This is a genomic window from Paenibacillus tuaregi (genome assembly GCF_900086655.1).
GTDB classification, from domain to species: domain Bacteria; phylum Bacillota; class Bacilli; order Paenibacillales; family Paenibacillaceae; genus Fontibacillus; species Fontibacillus tuaregi.
In genome coordinates this window covers 4,708,439-4,729,150 of sequence record NZ_LT575476.1, presented here as the reverse complement: position 1 = coordinate 4,729,150, position 20,712 = coordinate 4,708,439, and the positions used below count along the sequence as shown (strand labels likewise).

Annotated in this window: 14 protein-coding genes, 1 pseudogene and 1 riboswitch; of the genes and pseudogenes, 13 read left to right on the top strand and 2 right to left on the bottom strand. The window is 46.9% G+C overall.

What is annotated here, in order from left to right:
- Window positions 1-2: 2 nt before the first annotated feature.
- On the top strand, window positions 3-434 hold the full coding sequence (locus BN6628_RS21265) for a hypothetical protein (RefSeq protein WP_068620320.1): 432 nt from the start codon (window positions 3-5) through the stop codon (window positions 432-434).
- Window positions 435-683: 249 nt separating this feature from the next.
- A complete protein-coding gene (glmS, locus tag BN6628_RS21260) occupies window positions 684-2,516 on the top strand; it encodes a glutamine--fructose-6-phosphate transaminase (isomerizing) (RefSeq protein ID WP_068620318.1) in 1,833 nt (610 codons plus the stop codon).
- Between the two features lie 531 nt (window positions 2,517-3,047).
- On the opposite strand, the pseudogene BN6628_RS21255 reads toward glmS, so the two are convergent.
- Window positions 3,048-4,222 (bottom strand): annotated as a pseudogene (locus BN6628_RS21255) (MFS transporter).
- 88 nt (window positions 4,223-4,310) lie between these two features.
- Window positions 4,311-4,410, bottom strand: a riboswitch (purine riboswitch).
- A 285-nt stretch (window positions 4,411-4,695) separates the two neighbouring features.
- On the opposite strand from BN6628_RS21255, the gene BN6628_RS21250 reads away from it, so the two are divergent.
- From BN6628_RS21250 to BN6628_RS21210, 9 genes are all read left to right on the top strand, one after another.
- Complete coding sequence (locus tag BN6628_RS21250) at window positions 4,696-6,741, top strand: carbohydrate-binding protein (protein WP_068620316.1); 2,046 nt, start codon at window positions 4,696-4,698, stop codon at window positions 6,739-6,741.
- Window positions 6,742-7,001: 260 nt separating this feature from the next.
- Complete coding sequence (locus tag BN6628_RS21245; RefSeq protein WP_068620313.1) at window positions 7,002-8,552, top strand: response regulator transcription factor; 1,551 nt, start codon at window positions 7,002-7,004, stop codon at window positions 8,550-8,552.
- The gene (locus tag BN6628_RS21240) at window positions 8,549-10,408 is read left to right on the top strand and encodes a sensor histidine kinase (protein WP_068620311.1); all 1,860 of its coding nucleotides are present in this window, start codon (window positions 8,549-8,551) and stop codon (window positions 10,406-10,408) included. The genes BN6628_RS21245 and BN6628_RS21240 overlap by 4 nt, the downstream gene beginning before the upstream one ends.
- Window positions 10,390-11,760, top strand: coding sequence for an ABC transporter substrate-binding protein (locus tag BN6628_RS21235; protein ID WP_068620309.1), 1,371 nt, complete (start codon window positions 10,390-10,392; stop codon window positions 11,758-11,760). The genes BN6628_RS21240 and BN6628_RS21235 overlap by 19 nt, the downstream gene beginning before the upstream one ends.
- A gap of 127 nt (window positions 11,761-11,887) precedes the next feature.
- Complete coding sequence (locus BN6628_RS21230; protein WP_068620307.1) at window positions 11,888-13,225, top strand: ABC transporter substrate-binding protein; 1,338 nt, start codon at window positions 11,888-11,890, stop codon at window positions 13,223-13,225.
- 66 nt (window positions 13,226-13,291) lie between these two features.
- A complete protein-coding gene (locus BN6628_RS21225; RefSeq protein WP_082927003.1) occupies window positions 13,292-14,176 on the top strand; it encodes a carbohydrate ABC transporter permease in 885 nt (294 codons plus the stop codon).
- Between the two features lie 14 nt (window positions 14,177-14,190).
- Entirely contained in the window at window positions 14,191-15,018 is an 828-nt protein-coding gene (locus tag BN6628_RS21220) for a carbohydrate ABC transporter permease (RefSeq protein WP_068620304.1), read from the top strand.
- A 64-nt stretch (window positions 15,019-15,082) separates the two neighbouring features.
- Window positions 15,083-17,038 (top strand): glycoside hydrolase family 127 protein, encoded by a 1,956-nt coding sequence (locus tag BN6628_RS21215; RefSeq protein WP_068620302.1) that lies wholly within the window; start codon window positions 15,083-15,085, stop codon window positions 17,036-17,038.
- A gap of 432 nt (window positions 17,039-17,470) precedes the next feature.
- A complete protein-coding gene (locus tag BN6628_RS21210; RefSeq protein ID WP_068620297.1) occupies window positions 17,471-18,322 on the top strand; it encodes an MBL fold metallo-hydrolase in 852 nt (283 codons plus the stop codon).
- A gap of 166 nt (window positions 18,323-18,488) precedes the next feature.
- On the opposite strand, the gene BN6628_RS21205 is transcribed toward BN6628_RS21210, so the two are convergent.
- On the bottom strand, window positions 18,489-19,382 hold the full coding sequence (locus BN6628_RS21205; RefSeq protein WP_068620295.1) for a ketopantoate reductase family protein: 894 nt from the start codon (window positions 19,380-19,382) through the stop codon (window positions 18,489-18,491).
- Between the two features lie 162 nt (window positions 19,383-19,544).
- Here BN6628_RS21205 and BN6628_RS21200 point away from each other — a divergent pair, with 162 nt between their 5' ends.
- A complete protein-coding gene (locus tag BN6628_RS21200; RefSeq protein WP_068620294.1) occupies window positions 19,545-20,123 on the top strand; it encodes a TetR/AcrR family transcriptional regulator in 579 nt (192 codons plus the stop codon).
- A 118-nt stretch (window positions 20,124-20,241) separates the two neighbouring features.
- Complete coding sequence (locus tag BN6628_RS21195; protein WP_068620293.1) at window positions 20,242-20,661, top strand: DUF1259 domain-containing protein; 420 nt, start codon at window positions 20,242-20,244, stop codon at window positions 20,659-20,661.
- The last annotated feature ends 51 nt before the right edge of the window (window positions 20,662-20,712 follow it).

Genomic DNA, 20,712 nt, shown 5'->3' with positions numbered 1-20,712 from the left:
CCGTGTTCATCCGTAACGTTAGGACCGCTGGAACCGGATTTTTGGTTTCGGCGGTTTCTTTTTCGGGTGAAAAGTCACATTTTGACACGTTGGGACTGACAGCCATTGCAAAAAGTGATCGGGGTGCATATAATAACAATATTCCTACAAGAGAAAGTGAGGGACGTGAGGTTAATCAGATTCATAAGCGCCAGAGCTTCGGATTCGCGCGTGACAGATTGGCTGCTGATGTAGCAGCGGGATCTACGGCAATCGAAGCTGACGAGGTGGAGGTGTTCGAAATGTTCGGCGGGGGCCTCCCGGTAGAAGCATCTAACCGTAAGTCGGATAAGCAAACCCTATGGGCGACCATAGATACAAACTTCCCGACAGATGCCACAAGAATATGGACTGAACTGCAGAAGAAATATTCTGTTACCTTACTCAGAAGGTGAAGTGAGTTGTTTCTGCATGCATTTTAGGATTCATATCGTTTGATATTCCATGAATGTGCGAGAGAGAATGCGGTTGATACGTAGTAGTGGAGAAGAATGTACATTCATGAAAATAGATGATCTTATCAGAAAATTTTCACTTATATAATTGAATATACGCGACTCCGTGCTGCTGCGCAGTCTTCCGCTTCTTCCATCGTCATTCAATCCAAAAAATTGATGAGATAACGAAACGGAGGATATTAAATTATGTGTGGTATTGTCGGATATATCGGGAAAAGAGATACGCAATCTGTATTGATCAGTGGTCTTAAGAAGCTGGAGTATCGTGGGTATGACTCTGCGGGTATTGCGGTGTTCACTCCGCAAGGACTGCAGATCAGTAAGTCGATCGGGCGTTTGGCCAATTTGGAATCAAAGCTGGAGAGTGCTCCGCTTGTTGGTTCCGCGGGTATCGGTCATACACGCTGGGCGACTCACGGTAAGCCATCAGACGTTAACTCCCATCCTCACACAGACAACAGTGAGAAATTCTCTGTTGTGCATAATGGGATTGTGGAGAATTATCTGGAGCTGAAAGAAGAACTGATCAGTCAAGGACACGTATTTCTGTCGGAAACAGATACAGAAGTCATCTCTCATTTGGTGGCTCGTGAGTACGAGGGCGACATTGTTAAGGCAGTTCAGAAGGCCATCAGCTATATGCGCGGTGCGTTCGCGCTTGGGGTCCTGACTGAATATGAGCCACATAAATTGGTTGCTGTGCGTCAAGCCAGCCCACTGATTATTGGTCTTGGTGAAGGGGAGAACTTCATCGGATCTGATATTCCGGCTATTCTCGAATATACACGAAATGTTTACATCCTTAACGATGGGGAAATGGCGGTTCTGACACAGGATTCTGTCGAACTGATGACCATCGAGGGGAATTTTATTTCTCGGGAAATGATTCATGTCGACTGGGATGCGGTAACCGCAGAAAAAGGCGGTTTTGATCATTTCATGCTGAAGGAGATTCATGAGCAGCCTAAAGCTTACCGTGATACCATCCGCGGACGCGTGGATGAAACCGGCCGCAAGGTGGTGCTTAAAGATCTGAAGCTAACGGCTGAGCGGATCAAGCAGATCCAGAACGTGCACATCGTAGCTTGTGGAACAGCGTATCACGCCGGTTTGGTCGGCGGTACGGTAATTGAGCAGCTGGTGAGGGTTCCGGTCTACAACGATGTGGCTTCTGAGTATCGTTACCGTTCACCATTGATTACTCCGGACACACTGGTCATTGTCGTGAGCCAGTCGGGAGAGACTGCAGACACGCTTGCAGCGCTGCGCGAAGCGAAGAGCAACGGAGCTCATGTGCTCGCGGTAACCAATGTTGTGGGCAGCTCCATTGCCCGGGATGCGGATGATGTGCTGGTCACTCTGGCTGGACCAGAGATTGCCGTAGCATCAACGAAAGCTTACTCCTCACAGCTGATCGCGTTCTACCTGCTGGGTATGTACCTTGCACAAGTACGTGGTACACAATCCGAGGAGGAGATTGCCCGCATGATCGCTGCGGTTCAGGCATTGCCTGAGCAGGTGGAGAGCATGCTGGAGAATTCGGATGCAGTCAAAGCATACGCAGAGCAAATCTCTCATCATCAGCATCTGTTCTTCATTGGCCGTGGCCTTGATTATGCTGTTGCCCAGGAAGGCTCCTTGAAGCTGAAAGAGATTTCTTACATTCACTCCGAGGCGTATGCAGCGGGTGAACTGAAACACGGTACGCTTGCTCTGATCGAAGAGGGAATTCCGGTGATTGCTCTGGCAACCCAGGAAGCCGTTCTTGAGAAGACCGTGAGCAACATCAAGGAAGTGAAAGCACGCGGTGCGGATGTAATGGCGATTACTCATGAGGAGCATGTCGCAGGACTGCTTAAGTCGGTTGACCAAGCATTTGCGATTCCTAAGACTCTGCCGCTGCTTACACCGGCCCTGTCTGTAGTGCCGCTGCAGCTGCTGTCCTACTATGCTTCCCTGGCACTTGGCCATGACGTGGATAAACCGCGGAATCTGGCGAAGAGCGTGACGGTGGAGTAAGGGAAGAGCTGAATAGTTGCGATGATGTGAGAAGCAAATAAACTCATATCATTGATCCCAAACTTGTATCAAAGTAAATAAAGTCGTATAAGAGCCGAGCAGATTCAGGGTCATTTCCTGACATCTGCTCGGCTTTTCTTTTTCAGGGGAAATGGAGTGGTTTTTGATCATAATTTTACAGATCCTAGTGTTGAAAGAGCGTTTAAAAAAGTAGTTGATTTCCTAAAGACACATTTATGTAAGTGATCCGTTGAAGAACTGAACCTCAACTAACACCGACGCGGCGGGCATTCGCTGTTGATCTCCATTTAACTCATGCTTTTTGTTTTGAATACGGCAGAGTAAGGATCTGAAATATCAAAGGGCAAGCAAGAGTGAAGGCTGAAGAAATAATTTATGTTTTTACGTTAAGGACAGGAGTTGAAAATTGGAGGAGAGGATTTTCTGAACAATAACCTAAAGTAAGAGGACATGTTATAAACAGGTTAAAAGCCAGCGAATACATCACCAACTTTTAACCCATTAGGAGGACTAGGCCGCAGACTTAGGATTTCTTGAGATTGCTGGTCTTGTAAAAGAAAAGACTGCGCAGAGCAGCGCAATAATGACAATGCCGCCCCCAAACCAAGCCGTGCTGGAATACGAGCCTGTTTGGTTTAACACAACGCCGCCAATAGCTGATCCAAGCGAAATGCCAATTTGCAATGCGGAGTTATTAAAGCTTTGCTGGATATCAGACGTGGCTGGATTGGTTTGAATCAAATAGCTTTGTTGAGGCGGCGCTAGGCTCCAGCTCAGTGCTCCCCAAACAATCATCGTTAGGAAGAATAAGACGAGTGAAGAGGCTGTTAACGGCAACACGCACAATACCACAGCAAATGTACTGATAACGATGATGATACTTTTGCGGGCACCAATCCAGTCAGAAATGGTTCCGCCAAGCGCCCCGCCACCTACAGCTGCAATACCAAATACAAAGTAGCAAATACTAATCCATTCGGAATTAAGATGAAGATTGGTTTCTAAGAATGGTGTGAAATAAGCGTAACGTAAATGGTATAATGTCCTGCCAGCATAAACATCGTGGCGAGATGGGCGCTGATGATTTTCCCGTTTCCCACAGCTTTCAATTGTTGAGAAAGTGGGATTGTCTGTTCTCCAGGAATACGCTCCAAGAATAGCGAAATAAGTACCATCGATCCAATAGATAATAAAGAAATTCCAAGAAATATTACCCGCCATCCATACATATTGGAAACCAGAATTCCTACGGGTACACCTAACACAAGTGAGGAGCTTATACCCATATAAATGAGTCCCAATGCTTTGGCCTGATGGGCAGGAGCAACAATTTTAACAGCAATGGTTAAAGAAAGCACAACGACAAGCGCTGTACTTGTTGCCGTTAATACCCGGGCAATCATCATAAAAGTAAAGTTTGGACTGAAATAGGTCATGACATTGCCGAGGAAAAAGATAGACAAAGAAGCAAGATACAGCTTTTTGCGTTCAATTTTACTGGTTAGAACCAGCAAAACAGGACCGGCAATGGCGTAGACAAGCGCAAACACTGAAATCAGCTGTCCCGCTGTGCTTAATGAAATGTTAAAATCTTCGGATATCGCCGGTAAGATCCCGCCAACGATTAATTCAACCAATCCAACCGCAACGGTCGATAATGCTAATATAATGACTTTCAAATTCATATTTCTGTTCGGCCCTTTCTTTGTTGAAATGAGAAGAAGTGGCTCTAGGGTCTTTACAGAAAACAACAAAAAATCCTGACTGCAAAAAATGAATAAATTCATTTTCTGTAGTCAGGATTTTAAGGCTCCTGGTAGATACCCTCTAGCCATATTCCAGAGGTTATACAGTTGATATATCGTTTAAGTGTGATCACTTTTCTGATTCTACTATCCCTTGACCTATTTTTCAACTAGGATTGTAATTTTAGTCCTCATTATAGTCCTAATTCACCGCTGTCTTATTCTTTTGGTTAGCGGGCAGCTTATCTGATCAAACCAATAATATGATAATAATCCAAAGAATTTGCAATTTGTGTCTTGGATTTGTTTGGTACATTAAAAATGTAAGCGGTATCAAAATAAACATAGTTGGAGGTGAACTCTCAGCTACAGAAATAATTGATGAAACTAACTATTATACGGAGGGGTTTTATATGAAAAAAACATGGATCTCTAGTATAACAGCAGTTCTGTTAGGAGGCATGCTATCGGTCGGACCAGCTCAGGCCGCATCCGATCTAACCGTTGATTTATCAAATGTAATCGGTCCAGTTACCCATAGTTCAGCAGGATCGCTTTATGGAGTTATAGAAAATAAGCCTGACAACAATCTCATTCTGCCTTTGCGCGCAAAAGCCTACATCAATCCGGCAGTCGCGGGCTATCAGCAGCCTTGGGGGGCGGCTATTCCCGTTGCCCAGCGATTGGCGCCTTCCGGCAGCAAAGTCACGATTCGTCTGGCTGATTGGTTCAAGGGTTGGTATGACTATACGAATCTACCGGATTGGTTCAGCAAGCTGACCACGACGGTTAATGAGGTGAAGGCCGCGGGACTTACGAATGTGTACGGTTATGAACTATGGAATGAACCGGACGGTACATGGAAAGGTAAGTATGTAGGTACGATTGATTACAGCGACAGCTATGTTGAATTCACCGTCAACGTTCCCGCCACCAAGAGTTATCCCGTAGCGATCCGATATGCCAATGGGACGGGGGCTGTCTCCACGCATCAAGTGACCGTTAACGGCGGCAGTCCAGTAACAGTGTCTTATCCTAATACAGGCGGGTGGTTTAAAGGCGGCAGCGCCTCTACAATTACGATGAACCTAAGCTTGACCGCCGGCACCAATACGCTGCGCTTCAGCAAAGGAAGCGCTGGGTACGCGGAATTGGATTATATCGATGTTACCGGTGGAACGCCCGTCCGATACGAAGCCGAGAACGGTAAGGTTAATCATAGCAAGATTTATGACAGCGGTTATGCCTCCTCTAACACCTCGGGTAATTTGACATTCCGGGAGTTTTTCAGTGAGACTTACAAGAAATTGAAGCAGCTTGATCCAACCGCGATGGCAATCGGGCCTTCGCTCGCTGGTTACTCCCACGCTGCGATGACGGACTTCTTGACGTATCAAAAGGCACATAACACGCTTCCTGATATCACATCCTGGCATCAATTGACCGGTGAGAATTTCACCGCGAACTTTAGAGATTACCGGGCAATTGAGACCTCTCTTGGTATCCCGGCACGGCCTATCTCGATCAACGAATACAGCGGTAAGGCTTGGCTGGAGGATGAAGGTAAGCCTGGCGCCGTCGCTCCACTCATCGCCAAGTTTGAGCGGCTTAGAGTCGACACCGCGATGCAGAGCTACTGGGATGTTCCGAATCCGGGCAGATTGGGAACACTGCTCTCAAGCCCTACACAGCGAAATGGTGGCTGGTGGTTCTACAAATGGTATGGTGACATGTCGGGCAATATGGTCAGCGTAACGCCTCCGAACGAGAACGATACGGTTACTGTCGATGGATTCGCGAATGTGGATGCGAATAAGAAATATGCGAGTGTTCTATTTGGCGGTGTGACGGACGGTTCCGTAAATGCCATTCTTAAGAACATTCCGTCGTTCCTGGGTACGAACGGCAGCAGCGTTCACGTAAAGGTGAGCTCAACACCATGGGTGAACAGAAACACGGCTGTCAATACGACCAGCACCGTCTTAGAAGGCGATTATACAATCAGTAATAACCGGATTACGCTTGCGCTCAGCGGATTGAACAACCAATACGGATACCGCATTTATGTGACACCATCCGGGCAGGCGACTAACGTATATGAAGCGGAAGACGCGGCGTACAACCATGCGAACATCGCCTCTAGCGCTAATGCATCGGGTGGTAAGTACGTGGCACAAATGGATCACAACGACAGCTATGTCGATTTCTATGTCAATGTGGGAACGACGAAGATGTACACGATGACGATTCGTTACGCTAACGGCACAGGAGCTGCTTCGACGCATAATTATGCATATAATGGCGGGGCGTGGTCAACGGTATCCTACCCGGCGACAGCTGGCTGGGGACAGTTCGGAACGGTTAACGTGAGTGTGAATCTCACGGCTGGTGATAACATTATCCGGTTTGCAAAAGGAAGCACGGGTTACGCGGAACTGGACAGCATTACGATTAACTAATAATATAATCACATGATATATGACCAGGCTGCCGATTGACTTCGGCGGCCTTTATTTAATAGAACATTGAAATCTATATAAAATGAACTTTGGAATTAACCGATCTCAGCGGAGAGGCCGAGTGATTCTGAAGAAGCGGAGCGGACGGGACCTGTACATACAAAAATATTTCAGTTTTCGAATAATAATTATATTTTTAAAGATGCAAAAAAGAGTATATTATTTTTTGATAGCGCTTTCTTTTGTGGAGGTGGAGGATAGTGAGAACAATTTTGATCGTCGACGACGAGACCCGGCAGGTGAAAGCATTATCAGCAATTATTCGGCGGCTTAGGCCAACATACCGGACCTTGGAAGCGATGGATGTGAAGGCCGCTTGGGAGCTGCTCACGTGCGAATCGGTTGATGCAGTACTCACGGATATTCGAATGCCGGATGAGGACGGGCTGACGCTGGTGGAACGGATTGCTAGTCAGAAGCCTCATATTAGAACTGTATTGATTAGCGGGTACGGACAATTTGACTATGCCAAAAAAGCCATTCATCACCGTGTTATCGAATATTTAATTAAACCCATAGGACTTACGGATATCGAAAGCGTGCTCACCAAGCTCGAGGAGCAGCTGGCACAGGATAATCAGCATCACCTGCTTGATAAAGAGCGCTTCTGGCACGAGGTGATTACAGGCGCGTTAGCCGATGGAAAGCGGCAACTTATGGACAAATTTGCTCCCTCCGACGGACCGGGCCTTGCGATTGTCTTCGAACTGAGCGGCTCTTCTGCAGCAGACCGTATCGCGAAGCTGAATAGAAGGTGGACAACTGAATCTCGGGCAATCGGGCATTGCGAGACGTTACAAGAGATGTCTGGCCAACGCTTGGTATCTTTGGTTTGGCTCAGCAGCCTACTTGCACCCAAGCCATCAGATACCGTCTCCAAGATTAGCCGATTGCTCGAGAACATCAGGGCGAACGAATTCGAAGACGTTTCCGTAGGCGTAAGCCGTATGATTCCTGCTTTTCGTTCAGCTGTGAAGGAAGCCTATGATGAAGCCTTACTAGGCCTGCGGCATCGCTTCTACACGTCGGAGGCGGCTGTTTTCTGGGGATCGGATATACAGGTCTTTACCGAGAAAGTGACGCCAAGGGCGAAGGAGGTCACGGATCCACTAGTCTCGGCAATTAAAGCGGGTGAACGCAGCCGGGCTCTGGAGCTTGTTAACGAATTCTTCAAGCCTAGAGAGATGCCGCCTTACCCGGATCCTGATCTTGTTCGTGATGAGGTTGGCTGTATGATATGGCAGCTGCTCCAAAGCTTGCAGAGCCTGCTTCCTTCGGATTCCCAGGAGTGGGATTACACAGTGCTGCGGAAGAAATTCAGAAATTACCGGGATTACCGGGATTTAAGGCTGCGATTCAAGGAATTTGTCCTCAGGTTGCTAGAGCTTGCGCAGAAGACGAATCTCGACAAGAACGGACTTCTAATTCTGCGCTGTCAGAATTATTTGCAGCAGCATTATATGGATAATATCTCACTCGAATCAGTTGCGGCTATGTTTCATTTCAATCCGTCATACTTTAGCAATTTGTTCAAACAGCGGACAGGAATGAATTTCTCGGAATATTTGCTGGAGCTTCGAATTAACAAGGCAAAGCTTATGCTGGAGCAGTCCAATGCCAAAATTGCGGTTATTTCACAACGAAGCGGCTTTCGGACGGCGGCGTATTTCAACAAGATGTTCAAGCGGGAGACCGGTATATCCCCTAAGACATTCCGTCAAATGCATAGCAGCGGCGGTACACCAGAATGAGAGAATGGCTGCGAAGAATCAAAGAAGGCCGACTGCATACCAAACTGCTGTTCACTTATATCATGCTGCTTGTTGGTACGGTTCTTATATTTGGTATCAGCGACTATCGCCTGAATCGCAACACCGTACTTGAAATGGCACAGAAAGATGTTATGACTATCGTTGGTAAGAACAACGAGATTATCGAAGCGAAGTTCTCCAGGATTCGCGAGATGATCTATGGCTTTATGGAGGATACCGATTTCTACGAAACCTTCACTACACTCGATAAAAGAAACAAGACAAAGGTACTTGCAGCCGATCAGCGGATTAAAAGAATTCTTGATAAATATTTCGCGCAATCCCAGGATATTTATTCCGTTCAGGTCGCGACCTCCTATTTCATCTTCGGCACCTCCTCTTCGGCGAACAGCGAGCACGCGAAAAACTTTATACCCATTAACGGTTTTGAGGGTACCCGATTAGACAGGACGGCCAAGGAGGGAGAAGGCAGGATTCAGTGGGTGCCGACATATAACTTTGCGGATATGTATCACATTCCGTATCTCAAGAGTATGGAATATGACTACAAATATTTATTTTCTGCTGTATCTTTAATTCAAGGCTCCTACGATAAGGGGAAATTTCGAGTATATACGGACCTTGAGGACAGGCCGACTCTGCTGCTGAACTTCAAGGATTCTTTGTTTACCAATGTGTTCGAAGGCAGCATTCCAGTCAGCGGCTCTACCTATATGGTCGTCGATTCGAAAGGCCAGATTATCGCGCATTCTGATCATTCCTTGTTGACGAATAAGGCAGATCTTCCAATGCTTCAGGACCTAATGAACGAGAAGAGCGGCGTTCGAATGGTCCGGAACCATGGTGTAGACCACGTACTTGCTTTTGCCCGATCGAATATTACGGGTTGGCTGAGCATAGCCGTTATTCCCTCAAGCGAGCTGCTGGCTCCTATAACGAAGCAGTATGTCCGGAACATGTTAATTTCCGTTGCCATCATTACCGTTGCTTTTATCATGCTTTCCTATCTTTTATCTATGCTTATTACGAATCCGTTCCGAACGATGATCCGCGCAATCGTCAATACGGGAGAAGGGCGGTTCGAAACACGCTTCAAACAGAGCGGCAGCTTCGAGTTCCGTATTCTGATGAAGAAATTCAATGATATGAACGAGAATATCGTTAAGTTGATTCAAGAAAATTACGAGACCCAGATCCGTGAGAAAGAAGCACAAATTAAAGCACTCAACCTGCAGCTAGACCCGCATTTTATGTACAACACGCTCAATATGGTCAGTCTGATGGCGCTTGAGAAAGAGGAATATGAGATTAGCGATATCGTCGTGAGCTTGTCCAAAATGCTGAAATATATGGTGAAGCAGGAGTCGAACCTGGTTCGGCTTCAAGAGGATCTAACGTATCTGGAAAGTTATGTGACCATTATGAGCAACCGCTTTGAAGGAGCCTTCAAGGTTATTTACGAGATGGACGAGCAGATGCTGGATGATGAGGTGCCGAAGTTCTTCCTGCAGCCGCTTGTTGAGAATGCGTTTGTTCATGGCTTCAAGAAGATGAGCCGGGAAGGAGAGCTACGTATTTCGTGCTGGTGCTCGAAGGAGGCTCGAATCTATCAGATCAAGGATAACGGGGAAGGAATGGATACGGTCAAGCTGGCTTCACTCCTGGAAGGCGGCAACCATGTGGGCATTTCTAACGTGAACCGGCGAATTCAAATTCTCTACGGCGAGCCGTACGGTCTTCACATTACGTCTGTACCCGGTCAAGGTACGACGGTGACCGTGACGCTTCCGCCTGTCCAGCGGCAGGAGGTGCTGAATTGCGAAGCAAGCTATTAATCATAATTACAGCGGTGGTCATCCTTGCTATGGCGTCACTCTTATGGAGAGCGGATACACGCACATCTGATCCGGATCCAAAAGTGGAATACCCGAATAAAGTAAAGCTGAAATTTACGTACTGGGGTTCGATTGAGGAGAAAAAGGCAATTGAGCATACACTGGCGGAATTTTCACAAGCCTATCCGTGGATAGCAGTAGAGCCGATTCATTATCCAAACTCCGACTACAATACGAAAATGATGGCGATGTCCGCTTCCAACGAAGAACCGGATCTGGCATACATGACGACTGAGATGGGTGAAGCTTTTAGCCGGGAGAATAAATTTTTGAATCTGTTTGATTTTATGGCTAAGGACGATGAATTAAATAAGGATGATTTTCTCGATTACATCTGGTATAAGTCCGCCGATGACTACGCATGGGGTGTCAGTACAGCGGCAGAATGCTTTGGGCTCTTCTATAGGAAGGATCTGCTTAAGCAAGCCGGTGTGGAGCCGCCTTCGCCAAAGGCTGAACAAGCGTGGAGCTGGGACCAGTTGGTGGATGCGGCCAAGAAGCTTACATTGGACAATCAGGGAAGGAATGCTTACAATCCTGCCTTTGATAAAGACCATATCGTTCGCTACGGCATCATGTTCGAGACGTGGTCGGACCCGCTGAACAATTTTATTTTCAGTAATGGTGGTGATTGGGTCAGCAGTGACAGGAAGCGGTTTACGCTTCAGTCGCCGGAAGCAGCCGAAGCGATTCAGCAGCTGGCTGATCTCATCAATGTTCATCATGTGGCACCTTCGCCATACGAGTCGAAATCGCTGCCATCCATGAGTATGACATTGCAGGCTGGGCTTGCGGCGATGGTTGTTGATGGACAGTGGATAAATCTTGATCTGGGCAAAGCGGGGGTCGACTTTGATATTGGTGTACTGCCTAAGCTTAAGAAAAGCGTGACGGTGGGCTTGAGCGGAGCGACGGTCATTTTCCGCTCATCCGAACATCCGCAGGAAGCATGGCTGTTGTATAAGTGGCTCTCGGATCCGAGCAAATCGTTGTCTTTGTACTCTGATGGCTTATGGATGCCAGTGCTGAAGAAGTGGTATACGGATCCGGCTCTTGTCAATGCCTGGGTCAACTCCAATCCGGCGGCGCATCCGCCAGGGTTCAGGGAAGCGATGATGAAGCAGCTGCTGGACAATGGAATGCCAAGTGTCGGCTACTATCTTAAAAATCAAATAGAGATATTTCCTGAAGTGTCAGAAGGATTGCTTCCCGTATGGCAGGGTGAGAAAAAGGCCATGGTCGCCCTGCAGGAAATTGCAAAGAAAGTGAGCGCTCTATATTCGCAAAAATAGTCAATAAAACGAATAATACTGCAATTTTGGCCCTCCATCCTTTCGGTATAGTAAAGGTGTGGTTATGAAAGCGCTGTACAAGGCGCAGGCATAGCCTACACCATACCGATCATGGAGGGTCTTTTATATGAAAAAATGGTCAGTCGCACTTGTGTCGCTTATGATGCTGGCATTAACTCTGACAGCTTGCGGCGGCAATGAAGCCAACAACGCAGCCAACGCGGGTAATGACGGCACCGCAAGCAACAAGGCCGGGCAGGTTACCTTGAAGTTCATGGGCTGGGAAGTCAGCCCGCTGGAAACACAAAGCGTAAAGAACGGTTTGGAGCAATTCATGAAGGAAAATCCAAACATCAAAGTCGAATATACGACGATTCCCGGCGGCACTCAGTATGTGGCCAAGATGCAGGCGATGGTGCTTGGCGACGAAGCGCCAGATGTATTCTTCCTGCAAAGCGATTACTATCATGATTTCGTCACGCGAGGCAGCCTGCTCGATATTACAGAGAACGTCAAGAAGGACGGCATGGATAGCGATCTGATTGATTCCGCCGTTCAGCTTAGTACAGTGGACAACAAGTATTATGGCATCGAATCCTGTATCGTTGCGCCGGTTCTCTATTACAACAAAGATATCTTCGATAAAGCGGGAGTTGCCTATCCGCCGAGTGATCCATCTAAAGCTTGGACATGGAATGAATTCGTGAATACAGCCAAGAAGCTGACGATCAAGAATGGCGATAAAGTCGAGCAGTATGGTGTTTATGGCATGGAGACCTATTACAACCTGATAGCTGAAATAATGAGTAACGGTGGCAATTGGTTCACAAGTGACCTGAAGTCCTCTGCGGCCAATACCCAGGAAGTGAAGGAAGTGCTTCAAGCTGTCGCGGACCTTCGTAAAAAAGATGGGGTTAGCCCGGAGGGCAAGCTGCTGACAAACAGCGGCATGAGCCCGGCGCAAATGCTTCAAACGGGTAAGATTGCAATGCTAGTGGACGGATCCTGGGCGCTTCAGGAACTATCGAAAATGAACTTCAAGGTGGGCGTGGGCGTACTGCCGAAGTTCGATGAGGCCGTTACACACGGCCAAGCGCATTTGCATGTGGCATCGGCCAATACGAAGCATCCTGAGGAAGCATGGAAGCTGATCAAATTTCTCTCCTCCGAGGAATACCAGTTGCAGAACGTCAAGGCTGGACTGTGGCTGCCGAACCACAAGTCGCTGTATACCGAAGAGGGAATTCAGAAGTGGCTGACAGCGGGTGTTCATCCGGATGGGTTCAAGGATTTGATCCCATACTTTACCTCGTCCAAACCGTATCCGTATGCCCTCCTCAGCAGCCAGAGGATTCAGGAGGACACGACGACAGAACTCGATAAGTTTTTCCTAAGCGACCAATCACTCGACCAGACTGTACAGAATATCGAAACTGTCGTTAATAAAAGCTTAGCCGCGCAATAAATACAACAAGCGGCACAGCGGGAGGGCACCTTAGCCCTCCCCTGGCGCCAGCTCCGGGGTGAGATGATGAAATCAATAAAACCGCTTCTCTATAAAGACGGCTTCTGGGCATTTCTTATGCTGTTCCCGAACTTGATCGGTTTTCTCATGTTCTTGCTGCTTCCTGTTCTGGCCACGTTCGTGATCAGCTTTTCGGATTGGAATTTGACGAATTCCTTCCACTTCAACGGAATCGATAATTACAAGGAATTGTTCCAAGATCCTGTCTTCATCCAAGTCATGGGCAACACCTTTTATTTTACCCTAGCCAGTGTTCCAATTGGCATCGTTATCTCGCTGCTGCTGGCTGTAATTCTAAATCAGAAGCTGCGATTCATACGGTTCTACCGAGCCGCATTCTTCATTCCTGTCATCTCTTCGATGGTGGCGGTATCTGTCATTTGGCAGTGGATTTATAATCCGGAGTACGGATTGCTTAACTATGCACTCTCATGGTTCGGCATAGACGGCCCTGCTTGGCTAACCGACCCGCATTGGGCGATGCCAACCGTTATTGTAACAAGTATTTGGAAGAGCTTGGGCTTCAATATGCTTATCTTCCTGGCAGGTTTACAATCAATTTCGGACAGCTACTACGAGGCGGCCGATATTGAAGGGGCCAAGTGGTATTCAAAATTCTGGCGTATTACGCTGCCGCTTCTTTCGCCAACGACCTTCTTCGTAACAGTCATGTCCATCATCAATTCGTTCCAAGTATTCGATACTGTCTATTTGATGACCCAGGGCGGCCCGGCCCGGTCCACTTCAGTTCTTGTCTATTATATCTTCCAGAATGCGTTCCAATATTTCCATATGGGATATGCAAGCGCGATGGCTTACGTGCTGTTCTTTATCGTGTTAATCATTACATTCATTCAATTCTGGCGTCAGAAAAAATGGAGTATCTATTAAGGGGGAAGGCTGTTATGAAGCCGCGTTCTTGGTTAAAGCCGACCGCACATATCATCTTGCTGATCGGGTCCATCATCATCCTGTTTCCGTTCATCTGGTCGGTCTGCACCTCGCTGAAGAACGTCAATGAGGTATTCACATACCCACCGCGTTTCTTCGGGGCGGAGCTGAAATTCTCAAATTATACGAACATGACCGATCGATTCCCGATCATTCAATACTTCCTCAATACGCTTAAGATTACCGTTATCGTCGTTGTCTCTCAGCTTATTACAAGCTCCATGGCAGGGTATGTGTTCGCAAGGCTTCGTTTTCACTTCCGGGAAGGGCTGTTCGGATTATATTTGGCCACCTTGATGGTGCCGGCACAGGTGACGATGATTCCAACCTTCCTGTTGATGAAATATTACGGGCTGCTGGACACACACTGGTCGCTTATTCTACCAGGTCTTGTGTCAGCGTTCGGTACGTTTTTGCTTCGGCAATTTTTTTCAACGATCCCGGAGGCGCTGGAGGAAGCAGCTAAGATCGACGGCTGCACACCGTTCGGGATTTATTGGAGGATCTTTGTTCCATTATCCAAGCCGGCGCTGGCAACCCTGGGTATCTTCATCATGCTGGGGACATGGAACGATTTTGTCAATCCGCTCGTCTTTATCAATTCGATGAACAAAATGACACTTACGTTAGGACTCGCCAACATGCAGGGACTGTATTCTACGGACTGGCCAGCCTTGATGGCGGCGACGGTGATTACGATTCTGCCGATTCTAATTGTATTTCTAAGCGCACAGGACATCTTCGTCCGTGGGGTAACGCTGTCAGGATTGAAGGAAGGCTAGTCCGAGCAGACATGCAAGTTTACGAGAAAGCAGGCATTCAAGTATATGAGAAGGAGAGCATCCGATGAAACAAATTTCAACGAAAGCAACAACGGCTGCGCTGAAAGATATTCGTATTGAAGATCCGTTCTGGTCGGACTATACCAGGTTGATCAGGGAAGTCGTTATACCATATCAATGGGAGGCCTTAAACGACCGTATTCCTGGTGTGGAGCCAAGCCATGCGATCCGGAACCTAAAGATCGCCGCTGGGGAGGAGGAGGGCTCCTTCTACGGAATGGTATTCCAGGATAGCGACGTGGCGAAATGGCTGGAGGCCGTAGGTTATCTGCTTGAAAGCGAGCCGAATGCCGAGCTGCAGCAGGTGGCGGATACCGTTGTTGATCTGATATTCAAGGCCCAGCGAGAGGACGGTTATCTGAATACGTATTATCTCTTAATGGAACCCGGCCGTGAGTGGACGAACCTGTGCGAGTGTCATGAGCTGTATTCAGCCGGTCATCTGATTGAAGGTGCGGTTGCGTACTGGAGCGCGACGGGTAATGACAAAATTCTCGGCGTTGCCTGCAAATTCGCAGATTATATCGGGAAGGTATTCGGGCCAAACCCCGGTCAGATTCATGGTTATGACGGACATCAAGAGATTGAGCTGGCGCTTGTGAAGCTGTATCGGGCGACAGGCGAGGAGCGTTACCTGCATCTGAGCAAATATTTCCTAGACGTGCGGGGCAGCGAGCCTTCCTTCTATGATCTGGAATATGAGGCACGCGGTAAAACGAATCATTGGGGATCGGATTTCATGATTCAGAAGAAATCGTATAGTCAGGCTCACGCGCCTGTGCGGGAACAGCAGACAGCAGAAGGGCATGCTGTACGGCTTGTCTATATGTGTGCGGCAATGGCGGATATTGCGTATGAGCTTGGCGATGACGGCTTGCTTGCAGCCTGTAAGCGGCTGTGGAACAATATCGTAACCAAGCAAATGTACGTAACCGGGGCGATTGGCGCGATGGCACAGGAAGAGTCCTTTACGCTGGATTACGATCTGCCGAGTGATACCGCGTATGCAGAGACTTGCGCTTCAATTGGCCTGATTTTCTTTGCGCAGCGAATGCTTAAGATTGAACAAGACAGCCGCTATGCTGACGTCATGGAAAGAGCCTTGTTTAATACGGTACTAGGCAGTATGGCAAGAGACGGAAAGCATTTCTTCTATGTTAATCCTCTGGAAGTGTGGCCAAAGGCGTGCGGTGTGAATCATGTCTATGACCATATCAAGACCGTTCGCCAAGGATGGTTTGGCTGTGCTTGCTGCCCCCCAAACGTATCACGTTTGATTGCTTCGCTTGGCCAATATATTTATACGATTCATGAGCACAGGATCTATACACACTTATATGTAGGCAGTGAGGCTGAACTCAACATTGGGGAGCAGCAGATCAAATTGACGCAACAAGCCGAACTTCCGTGGGAAGGGAACGTCCAGCTTGACCTGCAGACTGAAGAAGATATCACGTTTACGCTGGCTCTAAGGGTTCCAGACTGGTGTGACTCGATGCAGCTTCACGTTAACGGGGTGCCTTTCACACCGGAAGTGGAGAGCGGGTATGCGCTCATTAACCGGTTATGGAGGAATGGGGACCGGATTGTGGTTCATATGCCGATGCAGGTACGGCAGGTTAAAGGTCATCCGCTGCTGCGCGAAACGGCCGGTAAGTGTGCGGTGCAGCGGGGGCCGCTCGTTTATTGCTTAGAGGAAGCGGACAATGGTGAACATCTTCACAGGCTATACATTGAAACTGGTCAGGCAAGCGAGACGGTGTTTGATCCGGATTTGCTTGGCGGTGTTCAGATTATCCGCATGCAGGGTTCGCGATTGTCGGATCGGAACTGGACGGGTGAGCTGTACGCTTCAAATATCGAATCTCTCTATGAATCAGCAGCGATTACGTTCATCCCCTATTATGCATGGGCTAATCGCGGAGAAGGCGAAATGATTGTTTGGGTGAGAGAAAGATAGCCGTTGGCGATTGTCTTTGTGAAACTCTTGGTCCGGTCACCGGACTAAGAGTTTTTTCAATGTGCGCCCGGCATGAGTGATAACTCGGCGGTGAAAGTCCGCTACAGGCTTGGCAGTAGGATCTGTTAGCTGAAGGCAAGGGTGTCCGCAGCGGGGTGGAATCTGAAGGAAGCCGGAGGCAAACCTTTAAATGTGTACACATTATATAAATCACTATTAATTCCCTTACTATCAGGACTTTTACTTACTTCTCTTTACCACAACATCAAAAAAACGATCTTATAAGACTGCCCTTCAGACGCTCGACCGAGAGGTTTATGATATTATTTAAACAATATAGAATGGGTGTTGGAGAAGGCAGTTTCTTATTCGTATTAAAGGACGGAAAAACGGGATTGAAGTCATAGCAAAGATAAGGGTGAGAACATTAATATGATTAACCAGCTAACTAATCGTTTTGTATACATGTCAGCTGACGGTACTGTTGATCGTCCTATTCTTGGGGCAATCTTAGGCGAGGAACAGACTCTCTACATAGATGCAGGCAACTCTAAGCGTCATGCGAAGACGTTCCGAGAAGCAGTGGGTAAGAATTATTCCACTCGATCTTCGATGACCGCGTTGACACACTGGCACTGGGATCATAGTTTTGGTGCGGCTTATGATCCGTTGTCACCGCTTATCGCTACCGGACTGACCTACCAAGCGCTTCAACCGCTGCTGGGGTTAGATTGGTCTGATGAAGCGTTGGATGAACGAGTCAGGCAAGGACAAGAGATTGCATTTTGTGCGGATTACATTAAAAAGGAATATGAAGGCGTAGAACGGGTTATCCAGGTTAAGCTGCCGGACATTACTTTCACGGACTCCATAACACTCTATCTAGGTGGCGTATCTTGTCACATACAGCATGTTGGCGGTGTTCATGCACAAGATTCTTGTGTCATGTACATTCCAGAGGAGAAGGTGCTATTCCTTGGCGATGTACTGGGGCCAGCCATTTACGATGGCCCTAGATACTATGCGGCACGAGATTTTCTCAGAATAGTTGAAAAGATAAAGAAGTACCCAGCAGCATGGTACATTGAGTCACATTATAGGCCAGTAACTGCAGAAGAGTTCTGGCAGGATATCAACGAGTCTTGTGTGTTGGCAGAGCTGGTGATTAAGTTTAAAGACAATAAGCAGGTTATTGAGCGCGAATGGGCTAAATGTATCGGCAGGGAGCTTGGGGATGAGGACAAAGCGGTAGTTCATCAATTTATGCTCGGAGAGCATCGCTAAGAGTATAGGGAGCCATAATTTTGTATTAAAGATCCGCTAACCAAGCGGATCTTTAGTTTTTTAATAGAGACAACACATGAAGTTAAAATTTAGAGCTTGATCAGCAGAAGAACCATCTAATCTGGGAGACAAGAGACTATTTTACAGCCCAAAATAATCCAGATTGTTATCGCTGGATAGACAGCTTTTTGTGAAACATCTCATCAAGCAGCATGATTTCTGCTTTTTGACGGATAGCATGGTTCCCCAGCTTTACATCAATGATAAAGTCATTACTCAGCATCTGACGGTACCCGGAAATAATATCGTTGTCTGACAATTCCGTCATCCTCTTCGTTTCAGGTGGGATTACCGGAATTCCGTTTTGCTCTAACAGGTGAATGTTTTGTTTAATATCGGCTGCGATCTTAATGAGAATGTCTGCACTTCTCGCTGTCTCTAAATCGACCATTCCGTCATGGGTATAGAAATATTTGTTGGTGATAGCTATCGCAGTATGCGAAATATGGAATGCCAGAATGTCTTGTTGGATTTCATAATGCAAATCCACTGACTTAAATATATGAGCAAGTTCTCGCACTCTTTCGGTTATCCGTCCATTTATTTCACCGAAGATGGTCCCTTGATGCTTTTCCGATCCGAATTGGGCGTAGAGAACGTCCTCTTTTATGTCCCCACCCGCACCCGGGAATCCTGGGAGTAGACGGTCACCCACAATTTCAAGCCAGTCATCATATCCAACGGTGTTGGTCAAGGTCACAATGGTTCTGCTCTGGTTATTCTTAATCAAAGTTAGTGCAGATTCGGCCTGATCATAACGTACAGGAACAAAAATGTAATCATAAATATCATCGTTTTCAAGCTTTTCTATCGTCTTGATGGATATCTGCTTGATCTTCCCGTTATCGTTGTATCTCAGCCCGTCCTTCTTCAATACATCCAGCCTGTGTCCACGCGCAAGCATGGTTACGTCCAGTCCGTACTGCGCAAATCGCAGAGCGTATACACTGCCAATCACACCGGCACCAACAATTAGGAGTCTGTCTTGATGGATGTTCATTTGTTCGTTCCTTTCAGCGAATTTAGTCATAAGTTGCTTAAACAACACTGTCGTCTGTAACATATTATTGCAGGGTTCATGTGAATTCAACAGACAAACCTAGGGAAAGGTTGCTTAGACAACACATTGTGATTTTTGATGTTTAAGAAGGGGGATATGGATATGGTTAATCTGCAAGATCCAAGAGTTTTGCGTACACGACAGTTGATAATGGAATCATTTAGAGAATTGTTGCGGAGTAGAGGATTTGAATCCATATCCGTAAAAGATATAGCACAAAAAGCTACCATTAATCGAGCTACCTTTTATACGCATTATGAAGATAAATATGCTTTGCTGGAAGAGACCATAGAACAGGCTTTTCGCGGGATGATCCCGGAAGATGTGGCGAATGCGAAGGAGTTTACAGGGGAAGTATGCGACCAGCTGATCCTGCTGACCTATCGTTATATCGTTGACTTTTACAAGATATGCAGAATGGATTCCAAGTCTATTGCTAAGATCGTTGATGATAAAATAAAACATCTGCTGCAGCAAACGATAGAAAATATATTTTTAAAAGGAAATATCCACCAAATGGAAGTCAACCACCATTTAAAAATCATTTCGGCCATGACGGGCTCCGCGATTTATGGTGCTGCCCACTGCTGGTTAAAGGATGGGGAAATGGATCGAGCCGATTTCCTTGTAAACGTTGTTCATTCCTATGTAATGAACGGTATTGGTTTGCATCTCAAGTGAGCTCTTGGTGATCCTTTGCCAGCTTCTCAAAGATTGTGTTCAACATAAGTAATTGGTCCAATACAATCCTCCTCTTTGATCATAGAATACTTAGAATTTGATTAAAGGAGGACTTGGAATGGCGGAAAAAGTTAAGGTTAGCTCACAATTCAAAAGACTGTGTATGCAATTTGGAAAAATATTAGGAGGCGAATCGGAGGTTGAAGCAGGCCCGGTTTGCTTTGTCACCCGGATGACGAATCTGAAAGAGACTATCTTGGGAAAAAGAACACGTTCCCCTTTGGTTCAAATGCAAATGTTTTCCTTTGAGTCGCTTGATAAGTCGGGCCGTGCCCTCTGTTTGGGTGAGACTGCCGTACATCAAAATCAGGTTAATCGATTGATGTCAAATCTCCGTAAGCGCGGGATTAAAGTAACCGCGGTTCATAACCATTGGCTCAACGAACAACCCCGCTTAATGTATATGCATTGGGAATCCATTGATAATCCTGTTGCCTTTGCAAGAAAAACAAAAGAATCCATAAAATTTTTAGGTTAATACCGTTGAGCTATCGGCCTGAGTTTAAATCATTTAATGAGAGGATGATTT